This window comes from Chryseobacterium sp. SIMBA_029 (assembly GCF_046535275.1).
Lineage (GTDB): Bacteria > Bacteroidota > Bacteroidia > Flavobacteriales > Weeksellaceae > Chryseobacterium.
Genome location: NZ_JAWRXA010000005.1, coordinates 108,720 through 121,945 on the forward strand (window position 1 = coordinate 108,720; position 13,226 = coordinate 121,945).

The 13,226-nt window shown below is 38.2% G+C and carries 11 protein-coding genes; 4 read left to right on the forward strand and 7 right to left on the reverse strand.

The features are described 5' to 3' along the window. The first annotated feature begins 84 nt into the window (after window positions 1-84). Window positions 85-1,158, forward strand: a complete 1,074-nt coding sequence (locus tag SB679_RS10450) for a serine hydrolase domain-containing protein (protein ID WP_410702196.1) — start codon at window positions 85-87, stop codon at window positions 1,156-1,158. 5 nt (window positions 1,159-1,163) lie between these two features. Here SB679_RS10450 and SB679_RS10455 read toward each other — a convergent pair whose 3' ends face one another. The 4 genes from SB679_RS10455 to SB679_RS10470 all read right to left on the reverse strand — a co-directional run bounded on the left by SB679_RS10455 (window position 1,164) and on the right by SB679_RS10470 (window position 5,754). Further along, window positions 1,164-1,655, reverse strand: a complete 492-nt coding sequence (locus SB679_RS10455) for a DNA-deoxyinosine glycosylase (protein ID WP_410702197.1) — start codon at window positions 1,653-1,655, stop codon at window positions 1,164-1,166. Window positions 1,656-1,826: 171 nt separating this feature from the next. Beyond that, window positions 1,827-3,821, reverse strand: a complete 1,995-nt coding sequence (locus SB679_RS10460; RefSeq protein WP_410702198.1) for a S9 family peptidase — start codon at window positions 3,819-3,821, stop codon at window positions 1,827-1,829. A 432-nt stretch (window positions 3,822-4,253) separates the two neighbouring features. Continuing rightward, window positions 4,254-4,598 carry a phage holin family protein gene (locus SB679_RS10465; RefSeq protein WP_410702200.1) on the reverse strand — a complete coding sequence of 115 codons (345 nt, stop codon included), beginning with the start codon at window positions 4,596-4,598 and terminating at the stop codon, window positions 4,254-4,256. 145 nt (window positions 4,599-4,743) lie between these two features. Continuing rightward, on the reverse strand, window positions 4,744-5,754 hold the full coding sequence (locus SB679_RS10470; RefSeq protein ID WP_410702201.1) for a LacI family DNA-binding transcriptional regulator: 1,011 nt from the start codon (window positions 5,752-5,754) through the stop codon (window positions 4,744-4,746). A 181-nt stretch (window positions 5,755-5,935) separates the two neighbouring features. On the opposite strand from SB679_RS10470, the gene SB679_RS10475 reads away from it, so the two are divergent. The 3 genes from SB679_RS10475 (at window position 5,936) to SB679_RS10485 (ending at window position 9,549) form a co-directional block, all read left to right on the forward strand. Then, a complete protein-coding gene (locus SB679_RS10475; protein ID WP_410702202.1) occupies window positions 5,936-7,366 on the forward strand; it encodes a mannitol dehydrogenase family protein in 1,431 nt (476 codons plus the stop codon). A gap of 11 nt (window positions 7,367-7,377) precedes the next feature. Continuing rightward, window positions 7,378-8,724, forward strand: a complete 1,347-nt coding sequence (locus tag SB679_RS10480; protein WP_410702204.1) for an MFS transporter — start codon at window positions 7,378-7,380, stop codon at window positions 8,722-8,724. 90 nt (window positions 8,725-8,814) lie between these two features. Further along, window positions 8,815-9,549 (forward strand): hypothetical protein, encoded by a 735-nt coding sequence (locus SB679_RS10485; RefSeq protein ID WP_410702205.1) that lies wholly within the window; start codon window positions 8,815-8,817, stop codon window positions 9,547-9,549. A 25-nt stretch (window positions 9,550-9,574) separates the two neighbouring features. Here SB679_RS10485 and SB679_RS10490 read toward each other — a convergent pair whose 3' ends face one another. The 3 genes from SB679_RS10490 to SB679_RS10500 all read right to left on the reverse strand — a co-directional run bounded on the left by SB679_RS10490 (window position 9,575) and on the right by SB679_RS10500 (window position 13,119). After that, entirely contained in the window at window positions 9,575-9,997 is a 423-nt protein-coding gene (locus SB679_RS10490; RefSeq protein WP_410702206.1) for a PaaI family thioesterase, read from the reverse strand. Between the two features lie 64 nt (window positions 9,998-10,061). After that, on the reverse strand, window positions 10,062-12,179 hold the full coding sequence (locus SB679_RS10495) for a DNA topoisomerase 3 (protein ID WP_410702208.1): 2,118 nt from the start codon (window positions 12,177-12,179) through the stop codon (window positions 10,062-10,064). Window positions 12,180-12,375: 196 nt separating this feature from the next. Beyond that, window positions 12,376-13,119, reverse strand: a complete 744-nt coding sequence (locus tag SB679_RS10500) for a M17 family peptidase N-terminal domain-containing protein (protein ID WP_410702209.1) — start codon at window positions 13,117-13,119, stop codon at window positions 12,376-12,378. Window positions 13,120-13,226 lie beyond the last annotated feature (107 nt).

A 13,226-nucleotide genomic window follows, 5' to 3' on the forward strand; every position in this document is an offset into this window, starting at 1 on the left:
ATCAATTAATTTTTTAATTATTTTATATCCAAAAAGTAGTACTTTCACTGGATAAAACGGGTACAATAATTTAAAACGATCTCCATGAAAAATATATTGGCAGGTGTGTTGTTGTTAATGATCAATACCGCTCATTCTCAGGTGCAAAAAGTCGAGGAAGTCATTAACTCCAGTGTAAAAAATGACAACTTCAACGGCGCGGTATTACTGGCTAAAGAAGGTCATATTGAACTGCTGACCTACAAAGGATTGGCCAACAGGCCTTATGCTATTCCTTATTCTGAGGAGACCCGGTTTCATATTTTTTCGCTTACGAAGTCTTTTACAGCCGTACTGATCATGCAATTGTATGAAAAAGGGAAAATAAATCTGGATGCGCCCTTTTCGACCTATTATCCTGAATATAAAGGTGAGGCTGGAAAAAAGGCTACGATCAGGAATTTGCTCACTTACAGCAGCGGAATGATGCATAAAGACATCAGCTCACCTGAGCTTATTCATCAGGCTTATGATAATACGATCTGGAATCTGGATGATTTTATCACCACCTTCTTATCTGAAAAGTTAATCGATAAGCCGGGAACAAAATTCAGTTACAACAACGGTGATTATATCATTTTAGGTAAAATTATTGAAAAAATATACAGCAAGCCCTTTGAAGAAGTCCTTAAGGAGCAGATTCTGACTCCTTTGAACATGTACAACACCGGATTTTTACATCATGAGGATATCATCAAAAATCTGGATGAAGGCTATACCGCAAGTGATACTGACTCTTTTGCGCTTCATATGCCTACCAATACGTATATTGATAATCTTTATTCAGCCGGAGCTATGTATTCCACGCCTAAGGATCTTCTGATTTTTGATCAGGCGATATTCAACCATAATTTATTTAAGAAAGCAACCTTAGATACCATGCTTACGTCCTATAAAGAACTGGGAGATACGGCATTTAGTTTTTGGGTGTATCCTAAAAAATTCGGTTCTGTGAATACGGTATTTGCCGAACGCCAGGGAGAAGGATACGGACACAGTGCGAACTGGGTGCATCTGGTGGATAAACATATTTCCCTGTTTATTTTATCGAATACGAAAGATATTAAGTACCTGAATAAAATGCGAGAAAAGATACTTACAGCTTACTATGGACAGTAATCCGTTCATTTGATAAACTCAAGGATTTTTTTCCATTCTTCGTATTTTTTTTCAAACGGAATGGTATGAAGCGGACTTGTTGACGGCAATAGCATAACAGGAAGTTTATAATTTTTTCCTAAAATTTTCTGTAAGTTTTTATACGATTTTCCTCCATTACAGAAAATAGCTTTCACGTTGGGATAGTTTTCAAGAAGTTCTGCAATCTGATTCGCTTCTTCATTTTTGATCTCGGAATCCAGGCTCCCCTTTCGCTCACAGGAATCGATAACGTCCCAAACGGCAATATGATTCCTTTTCAGGGTATTGACTCTTTCCGCATAATCTTCCGTGAATTTTTCATTGAATAATTCGAATATAATTTTCCAGAATTTATTTTGCGGATGGGCATAATACTGCTGCTTTTCCAAAGATTTTACTCCCGGAATAGATCCCAGAATGACAATTTGAGACTGTTTGTCAATAAGAGGTGGAAATGAGGAAATTCTGTTTTGCATTGTTCAAATATATTGATTTTGGGTTTGATCAAGATATGAGTTATATTTTAAATGAGTTAAAACCCATTTTTATTGAATATCAAAAAATATGACATACAAAAAGCGGGCTAAAGCCCGCTTTCATTGATTATTTTCACATCATTATTATTAAATAATGATTGTTTTTACTTATTACAAAGTTTCTTTCAACCAGTCAAAGAATTCTCTCTGCCAAACTAAACCGTTCTGCGGATGAAGAACCCAGTGGTTTTCGTTAGGAAAATATACTAATTTAGATTTTAAACCTCTCATTTTTGCAGCCTGGAAAGCTTCCTGTCCTTGCTCATACGGTACACGGAAGTCGATGCCTCCCTGAACGATCATGATGGGTTTATTCCATTTATCAACAAAATTGCTTGGGTTGAATTCCGTATATGCTTTTGGAAGCGGTTTTTCCCATGGAGAACCTAAATCCCAGTTGGCAAACCAAAGTTCTTCCGTCGTTAAATACCAGGATTTCATATCGAATAATCCATCGTGTGCGATGAATGTTTTGAATCGGTTATCATGAATCCCTGCCAGCATAAAAACACTGTATCCTCCGTAACTGGCTCCAACTGCTGCTACTCTGTCACCATCTACATAAGGTAATGTTTTAGCATAATCTGTTGCTGCAAGGTAGTCTTTCATCGGTTGTCCACCCCAGTCTCTGGAGATTTCTTCATTCCATTGAGTACCCCAGCCCGGCATTCCGCGACGGTTAGGTGCTACCACGATGTATCCGTTTGCTGCCATAAGCGCAAAGTTCCATCTTACACTGAAAAACTGAGTCAAAGCAGACTGTGGACCACCCTGACAGTACACCAAAGTAGGATATTTTTTGTTTGGATCAAAGTTTGGCGGATAGTGGAACCACACTCCCATTTCTTTACCGTCCGTTGTTTTTACCATTTTAAGCTCGGATTTACCTTGTGCCAATTTGGAATAAACATCTTTGTTAGGCTCTGTAACCTGTTTCATTTCTCCGTTTTTAAGATTAACAGAGAATATGTCTGTAGCATGATTAACATCGGTTCTTCCTACCAGCAATGAGCTTTTGTTATCTGCAAAGATCTCGTTGACATCAAAATCTCCTTTTGTGATCTGCTGTACTTTAGAAGATTTGGAATCTAAAGAGAAAAGCTGTTTAGTTCCTTTGAAAGCAGCTGTAAAATAAATTGTTTTGGAATCTCCGCCCCAGAAAACATCTCCGGAAACACTTTCGTCCCAGCCTTTTGTAAGGTTTTCAGTCTTCCCGGACTTCCAATCCATGATTTTTACATCATTTTTATCGGCTTCATACCCGTCTCTTGCCATACTCTGCCAAGCCAAGGATTTCCCATCCGGGCTGAATTTTGGATTAACATCATAACCTTTATTGGATTCTGTCAGGTTTTTAACCGTTCCAGACGCCAGGTCGTATGCAAAAATATCAGTGTTCGTGCTCGTAGAGTATTCTTTACCGCTTTTAGGTTTGGTAACGTATAAAAGTTGTGATGAATCAGGCGACCAGATAAAATCTTCTGTTCCACCGAAAGGTCTTTGTGGAGAATCCCATGTTTTACCCTCAAGTAAATCTTTTGCTCCGTCTACTTTATCTGAAGCATTCACCACAAATACATGGTTGTATTTACCTTCATTGTAGTAATCCCAGTGCCTGTGGTTAAGATCGGTATATACCTGAGCGGTCGTTTTCGGAGTGTCGGCATATTTGTCTTTCCCCATTAGTTTTTCAACCAGAACCTGCTTGCTGAACGCAATTTTCTTTCCGTCTGGAGAAATGACAATATTGTCGGCTTCTCCAATGGTATAAAACTCAGTCCATGTTTTTCCATTGTCTTTGGAAAGATAGATGTTATCTCCTTCCTGAGCATAAATTCCGTTTTTGTCCCATTGAATAAGGGCTTTTTTACCGAAATCTATTTTGGTAGACTGGTTATTAAGGACATTGAGAAAATAATTCTCATTTTTTGTTTTTTCTGTTTTTAAATCGACCTGCCCAACTTTATAAATAAGTGAAGACTGATCCGGCGAAACTGCCTGTACGCCTACTTTTTTCAAAGTCCAAAGAATCTCAGGCGTCATTAATTGTTGTGCATTCATTAAAAGCGGAGCTGCCAAAGCCAGCAGACTGTACTTAAGTTTCATAAATTCCTATTTAATTCAAAGATTGCCAAAGTTAATATTTAAAATAAAAAGGAACGATATAATTAACATTTAGTTTACCGGAATCCAAAAGATTTATTTTGAATCCCTGAATGTATAATCTGGTTTTTAAACACTTTAGTTGTTTTTAGTTATGCATTTTGTGTATAAGTAAGAATACATAAGAAAAAAATCAAATATTTTCATTCATCATAAAAAAAGCATGCTTAATTAACACCAATACAAAAGGTTAACATAATAATCTGTGTGAATCTGAGAAATCTGTGGTAGCGTAAATTCAAACCACATAAATCACAAAACTTTTTAAACACCTAAATTTTTTTATCTGTTTTAATTATAAGCATGAAGTATAAATTCATAAAAAAATCCGCCAATATAACATTGACGGATTAGTATGTGTGATCATCTTATTTGTTAATCTCCATCTGAGAATAAAGAATTGGCCAGAGAGGTAATGATTGACAGCAGTACACTGAAGATCAATGCCCACCAGAAACCATCTACCACCATACTGTCAATGAAATAATCAGCAATGAGAATAATAACGGCATTAATCACCAAAGCAAATAATCCTAACGTAATAATCGTAAGCGGTAATCCTAAAAGACCTAAAACAGGCTTTACAATCAGGTTTAAAACTCCCAGTACAATGGCAAAAATAATTGCCGTTGAAAATCCTTCAAAATGTACTCCGGGTAAAATTTTCGTTAAAAGATACGCAACTATTGCGGTTACGAACAATCGGATAATTAAGTTCATATTATTATTTTTTAATGTTTATAGGGGCTACTGAGCAAAAGGTATTCCATTCAGAATAAATAAACAGCTTATAATAACTCTAATATAAGGATTTTTTGAACCTGAATCGTAAAACTGCAACTATATATTTCTGGTTGTTAAAAACTTAATGAATTGTAGAAGCTCTATAAATTAATTCCGTATCCATTACAATTGTTTGAGACGGTGCGGATCTATCTTTTATAGCGTCTACCATTAATTTCGCTGCAGCTTCACCCATTTTGAATAAAGGTTGCTGTACACTTGTCAGTTTCGGATGTACGATGGTCGCAAGTTCTGTTCCCGAAAAGCTAGCAACGGCAACCTGTTCCGGGATTTTTATCCCCTGCTCCAGAAGATAATTCATCGCTCCGATGGCCAGTGTATCACTGAAAGCAAAAATACTGTCGAATTCAATGTTTTTTTCCAACAGTTGTTTTGCCGCATTTTCTCCGGCTTCAAACATCATTCCGTCTGTTTTTATGATCAGCTCAGGATCGAAAATATGGTGTTTTGTTACAATACGTTTATATCCCATTTCTCTTTCCACCGCATTACGAATTGTAGCAGGTCCCATAATATGTACAATCCTTTTTCTTCCGGTGTTTATCAAATGTTCAACCACCAGAGAAGCTTTGATGTTATCATCCACAACCACTTTTGAAACATCCAGTGTAGCACTCGGAATCCTGTCGAAAAAAACAAACGGAATTCCACGGCTCATGATCTCTTTATACAGATCTTCATTGTAGGTTTCATGACAAAGATTAATGATAATTCCATCTACATTAAACTCTTCCAACAGCAGGATATTTTTCCTTTCAATCAAAGGATTTTCGTCGGATTGGGTAATAATTACCCGATATCCCAACGGATAGAGAATATTCTGAATTCCCTGAAGAACTTTTGAGGAAAAAGGCGTGATCATTTCAGGAACTACCAGTCCAATATTCTTGGTTTGCCCGTATTTTAGATTTAAAGCGGTGGGATTGGGTTTATATCCTAATTTTTCTGCGGCTTCCAGTACTCTTTTCTGAGTTTCGGGGTTAATATTTTTATCATTGAGCAGCGCCCTCGAGATCGTAGAAGTGGACAAGGATAAGAATTTGGATAAATCTTTAATGGTAATTCGCTTCATCAGGTGCCTTTTTAGGATAGATTTTCATCAAAAATACATAAAAATTACACAAATGGGAACGTTCCCGGGATTTTGGGAACGTTCCCATAAAGAATTTTCAAATAAAAAATATTATTGATAATCAAATTAATATAAGTTTGAGAAATCGACTCTTATTTAAAATAATTACATTTTTTTTCACATGAATATACAAACTTATCAATACGATTCTAAAAACATACAGGCCGGTATTCTTCACATCGGTGTCGGAAACTTTCACAGGGCCCACCAGCAGTTTTACATCAATGAATTATTAAAGTATGAGAAACAGCAGCATTGGGGAATCTGCGGGGTTTGTCTCCTTCCTTCTGATGAAAAAATAGTCAGCAGCCTGAGATCCCAAAACCTTATGTATACGCTGACCATTTGCGGCAGGGACGGCAAGGATGAAATTCACACCATTGGCTCGCTGACAGAATTGATCTGGGGCGTGGAAGATCCCAACGCGGTCATTACTAAAATTGCTGACAGCGCCATTAAGATTATTAGTTTAACCATTACAGAAGGTGGGTATAATTTGGATAAAGAAACCAATGAGTTTAATCTGAATGATGAAAAAATTAAACATGACCTCGAAAATCCCAATTCTCCCACCACTGTTTTCGGGTTTGTTGCACAGGGTCTGCGGAAAAGAAAAGCAGACGGAAACGGAAGTATCACGATTCTGTCTTGTGACAATCTTCAGCATAACGGAAATACGGCGAAAAGATCTTTCACAGCTTTTATTGAGGCGCAGGATAAAGACCTGGCTGAATGGGTGAAAAGTAATGTGACCTTTCCCAACAGCATGGTTGACAGAATTACTCCCGCTACCACTCCGGAAGACAGAATAAGACTTAATGAGAAAAGCGGAATTGACGATCAGGCACCGGTGTATTGTGAAGATTTTACGCAATGGGTGATTGAAGATCAGTTTATCGCAGGAAGGCCTGCATTAGAAAAGGTTGGCGTAGCGTTTACCCAGGATGTAACAGCTTTTGAAAACATGAAACTAAGTCTTCTGAATGCTTCTCATACCCTGCTTTCTTATCCGTCATTTTTAAAAGGATACCGTAAAGTAGATGAAGCGATGCAGGATCGGGCGATTGTAAAACTGACCCGTGATTTTATGGATACTGATATCACTCCTTATGTGCCTGCTCCCGAAAATACGGATCTGGAAAAGTACAAGCAGACGTTGATCGAAAGATTTTCAAATCATAGTGTAAGCGATCAGGTGAGCAGGTTATGTTTTGACGGGATTTCAAAATTTCCGGTGTATATCATGCCTAATCTGGCTAAAATGATTAAAGATGGCAAGGATTTGACCCGGGTTGCCTTTCTCCTTGCTTCTTACCGCCATTATCTGAAATATAAAGTGGATGATAAAGGCTATTCTTATGAGGTCTCCGAACCCTGGATCACTGAACATGATCAGAAATTAATTTCCAGTAATGATCCTCTTGATTTTCTGGAGTTATCTGCCTTTAAAAGTGTTGATCTGAAATCATCGGAAGCATTCACCGAATTGTATACCCAACTGGTAAAAAGCATTAAAGATAAAGGTGTTACTCCTGTTTTAGAATCTATTTAAAAATCCATATTATGATCATAAATTCAGATATAAAACCGCTTGATGCAAAATCAAATAACAGTTTATTTCCTTTTGCCATTATTACGTTTATTTACTTCATTGTAGGATTTTTAACGACAGTGAATGAGCAGTTGCAGGCACCTTTAAAATTTACATTTCTATCTCATGCAGGAAGTTTAAAAAATACGTTTACCACCCTAATTTCGTTCTTTTTCTTTTTAGGATATCTTCTGAACGGGACTTTAGGAAGCAAATGGGTGAATGCTTTTGGGTATAAAAACACTATTCTGAGAGGATTATTTTTTATGATTTCCGGTTTGTTTATGTACTTATTTTCTTCCTGGTTTGGTTTTAAATTTCCAGATCTTGAGTTTACGGTTGCAGATGCTGTAATCCCTTTTGGATTTATTATTTTTGTGGCAGGGTCTTATTTAATGGGAACTTCTGCGGCCATTATTCAGGTGGTAGTGAATCCGTATGCAGCTTCTTATCCGTTAAAAGGAACGCAGCCTGTACAGCGGTTGAATATCTTAACGGCAATTAATTCTATAGGAACTACTTCAGCTCCTTTTTTCGTTACAGTAGTGATGTTCAGCGGTATTTCGATTGAAAAGATTGAAATCCAACAGCTGCTGTTACCCTTGTCTGTTTTAATAGCGTGTATTTTAACTGTAATTCTCATCACCCGAAAGCTTCATCTTCCTGATATTGAAAATACAAGAGCCGTTGGCGGAGAAAAACTGGAAAGAAGCATCTGGTCGTTCAGGCATTTTGCGTTGGGCGTTTTAGCGATCTTTTTTTATGTAGGAACAGAGGTTGCCATCGGGGCCAATATCAATCTTCATGCTTTTGAATTAATGGAATCCGGGCATCCTATCACTTTTTTCGGGAAAACGGATATCATTATCGGAGGAATAGATTTTGGAATTCACGCCTTACTTTCCACGTTATATTGGGGCGGATTTTTGGTCGGCCGGTCTATTTCAAGCTTCCTGAGCCATATTTCTGCCAAAACACAGTTGACGGTCACTACCTTACTGGCTACCCTGCTTGCGATAACTTCCATGATCACACAAAACCTTTGGTTTCTGGTAGCAATAGGACTTTTACATTCCTCGATGTGGAGCTGTATTTATTCACTTTCCATAAAGGGTTTGAATAAATATACTTCAAAAGCATCGGGTGTATTTATTTCAGCCGTATTTGGAGGAGCCGTATTTACTCTTGTTCAGGGAGGATTGGCAGATGCATTTGGATCATGGAGATGGACCTGGATTCTTACTGTCGTTTGTGAATTACTGATGTTATCTTACGCGTTATTCGGATCCAACATAAGAGAAAAAGACTTGATTCATTAACATTCATTTTTTTTTAATGTATTCCTGTTATCCGGTGTTCAAATACCGGATACAGGGATATTATGAGCTGAAATTCTAAAAACAAATATCATGATTAAAATTAAATTATGGGTGATTTTTTCAATCATCCTGGGAACCTCATCTCTTTACAGTCAGGAAATACACTCGGCATTACAGCTTAGAAACAGTCATTTATGGCGAGGTTTAGAAGTATCATCCGGTTTAATTTATACAGGAGATGTTCATTTGGATGGTAAAAACTTCTATGGCGGATTTTGGGCTGGCGGAAACGCAGATGGCTCCTACAAAGAGTTCAATAATTATGTTGGATATAAAAACCAGCATCTTACACTGGAACTTTGGGATATTTACAATTTCTCTCCCAATGCAAATTATAATAACAAGGAATTTTTCAATTATAATGCCCGTGAAACCGGTCGTTTCTGGGATTTAAGATCGTTCTATACCATTAGTGAAAAAGTTCCTTTGACCTTAAGCTGGAACACCGTAGTTTTCGGTAGAGACAGGGATCAGGACAATACACAAAACAAATATTCTTCTTTTGTTTCCGCCGAATATCCCGTGTATAAAAAGGAAGATCTGGAGGTAAGGGGAAGAATCGGATATGGTTTTGCTTTAAATAATCCTAGTGGTCAAAAGAATAATTTTTTCGCCAAAGAAGCTGGTTTTAATGAAATAAGTGTAATTATTTCAAAAAGCTTTACCATTGCAGCCTATAAAATTCCTGTAGGAATTTGGGGAATGTGGAATCCCGTCGGAAACAATGCCTATTTACAATTTTCCGTTCAGGCTTATTCATTTTGACGATAAAAGAGCGTTTATTTTGCCTTTATTTAATCTTCATCATCGTAACTAAGGAGGTTGCAACGTGGCTTTCTGCACTGCTACTTTCATTGATAACATAAATTTCAGTTCTGATGACGCTGATCTTTGAACCTCCTTTCACAACATACGATCTTGAAATCAAAGCGTCTCCTATGGCTGGGCGCAGGTAATTCACCTTCAACTCTACGGTGACTACATAACAGTCCTGTTCGTAATGACTTACCGCAGCATATCCTGAGGAAACGTCCACCAATGAAGCAATCATAGCACCGTTGAACATTCCTGCTTTCCGGGTCATCATTTCCATTTTAGGAATTTTCATAGAAACAAAATCTGTTTCTACTTCCAGAAGTTCTGCGTTATAGAATTTCAGGGTTTCGGATCGGTTAAAGCTGTCGGTGATGAGTTGTTTTTTTTCTGGCGTCATTGTTTTTATTAGTGAAATTTAATTTAACCACAAATTACATAAATATTCTTCAATGTCGTAACCATTACGTAAGCTGAACCTGGAAATCATCAGACAATAATAAAATACCTTCTGTCAGGCCTTCAGCATGAGTGTTGAATCCTTTTAATTTTGAAGTCTTACTCTTTAAAATCAGGTCTAATAACTGTTTTTCAGAAAGCTTTTTACCAAAGATCTCAAAGGATATTTTAAATCCGCAGTTTTTGAAATCGGAACATCCTACTGCCGCTTTGCCTTTGATCAGGTTATGTTCTTTACATTTTGGGCATTTGGTTTCTTCCCAAGATTGAAGTTCTTTTTTCGGAGCGGGTTCTCTTTTTTTCTTTTCCACTACCTTTTCTTCTTCCTGCAGCATGATCACTTTTCCTTTTCCATCGACCACTTTTTTGGTGAGTTCTGTTACCATCTGAATCAATTCTTCTTTAAACTGATTGGCTTCATATTCACCACTTTCAATTTTACGAAGTTTTAATTCCCATTCTCCCGTTAATTCTGGGCTTTTCAACAATTCATCTTCAATGGTGTCGATCAACTGAATTCCGGTTTGCGTGGCAATCAGGTTTTTTCTTTTCTTTTCGATGTATTGGCGTTTGAAAAGGGTTTCAATGATGTTCGCACGGGTTGAAGGTCTTCCAATCCCGTTATTTTTCAGCATTTCGCGAAGTTCTTCATCATCTACCTGTTTTCCGGCTGTTTCCATCGCCCGTAGAAGGGTTGCTTCCGTGTATGGCTTTGGTGGCGTAGTCTTTCCCTGGTGGATCATCGGATCATGAGGACCTGTTTCTCCGGCTGTAAATTCAGGAATGGTCTGTTCTTCTTCTTTGTCTTTATCTTTTTCGGAAGGTTCCTTGGCATCTTTTGCATACACGGCTCTCCATCCCGGTTCTAGGATCTGTCTTCCGCTGGTTTTGAAAGGTATGGTTCCTACTTTCCCTTCCACCAATGTATTTGAAATTTTACATTCCGGATAGAAAACGGAAATAAAACGTTTGGCTACCAGATCATAGATCAGTTTTTCTTCCCTGCTTAAATTCTGTGAAGGCGGAACTTCTGTCGGAATAATCGCATGGTGATCGGTTACTTTCGCATCATCAAAAACAGTTTTCGATTTGGGAATCGGCTGCTCCAGCAAGGGGGCAATCAAGTCCTGGTAGAAATGCATTTTTCTCAGAATGCCATCAATTTTCGGATAAAGGCTTTCTGATAAATAGGTGGTATCAACACGCGGATACGTCACATGCTTTTTCTCGTACAGACTTTGGATATATTTCAGGGTACTGTCTGCAGAATACCCATATTTTTTATTGGCTTCCACCTGAAGTCCGGTCAGGTCAAAAAGTCTTGGATTTTTCTCTTTTCCTTCTTTGATTTCAAAGGAAACGATCTCAAAAGGATTTACTTTAAGATATTCCAGCCCTTTTTCTGCGCGGTCTAAGGTTTTTAAACGGTCGATGGCCGCATTGAAAATAACGTCCCGGTATTTGGTCTTCAGTTCCCAATATTCTTCGGTGGTAAAGGCATCAATCTCTTTCTGACGCTGAACCAGCATCGCTAACGTCGGCGTCTGCACTCTTCCGATAGAAAGAACCACTTTATTTCCGCCAAATTTTTTGGTAAAAAGACGGGTCGCATTGATTCCCAGCAACCAGTCTCCTATTGCTCTTGCATTTCCTGCGAGATAGAGATTTTTGTAATCTTCGGCCGGTTTTAAGTTTTCAAAACCTTCTTTAATGGCTTCTTCGGTAAGGGAAGAAATCCATAACCGCTGAATGGGTTTGTTGCATTTTGCTTTCTGCAATACCCAACGCTGAATGAGTTCTCCCTCCTGCCCGGCATCCCCGCAATTGATCACTTCATCGCATTCTTCCACCAGTCTTTCAATGACTTTAAACTGATTTTCAACGCCTTTGTTCGGAATTAATTTGATCCCGAAATTATTGGGAATAATCGGCAGTAAAAATAAGTTCCAGGATTTGAACTGAGGACCGTAGTCGTGCGGTTCTTTCAGGGTACAAAGGTGTCCGAACGTCCAGGTCACGCAATAGCCGTTTCCTTCCATATAGCCCTGTTTAGGCGTGGTTGCGCCCAATACTTTGGCGATATCTCTGGCAACACTGGGTTTTTCGGCAATACAAAGCTTCATGAATAATCGGATTATAGAAAGGGTTGCAAAAATCGGGAATTTTTTTGGATTTCGCTAATTTAGTTGAGAGTTGTTGGTTGATGATTGAAAAAGAACAGGATATACAATCGGGAGTAAACGTTAATCTATTTTTCATCCCAATGTCAAAAGCCCTCTTACAAGAGAGCTTTCAACAATATTGATAAAAACCATTTCATTACTTCTTATTCACCTCAGCAATTGCATCTTTAATTCCACTGCCTGCCACTTCGAAGAAAGATGGGCCTGCCAGCAGATATACTTTTTCTAATTTCTTTGTATTGGAAAGATTATGTTCTCTTAAATAAATTTCGAAACGGCTGGCCAATACAATTCCTTTTACTACATTTCCAGCTACCACAGCAGTGGGAGAATCAATTCCGGCGTCTTTCAGATCGCTGGCAAAGGCGAAATTAGTTACACCCATTCTCATCGCTTCACGAGCGGCCACTTCACCTACGGAGGCCATGAGTTCAGGAGTGAATGCATTGCGGTCGCCCAATCCGATTAACAATAGTTTTTTTGCAGACATGAAACCCGCAGGAGGCGTAATCAAAATGGTTTCTAATGAATGACCCTTAAATTGTCCTGACTGTCTGATTTTGGTGAGCTCGCCTTTCAAAGCTTCATCCAAATGGACCAATCCGTTCAGATTAGCGGGTAATGCCTGAGGGCTGTGGATGTCGTTTTCAGTATATTCAAAAACACAGGCCACCTGAAGTTGAGTATCTGCGGAAGAAGGTCCCTGTACCAGTCCGATCATTGAAACTCCGTCTACCGAGCCCCAGTTTTTGGATGTTCCGATAGCAGTGAGTGCCGGAGAAGCTTTTGTAGTGGTTGTTTGGGCAAAAATAAAGCTTGAAAATACTAATCCTGCGATAAGCAATGATTTGGTTAATTTATTTGTTAGGGTATTTTTCATGGTATTTTGTTTAGATTTTTGTTTTTTTAACGCAAAGACGCAAAGGTTTTATCTAGTTTGTATTTTTAAGGCGCCAGGCGTTTCACTTCAGCAAGAAATTAAAGACG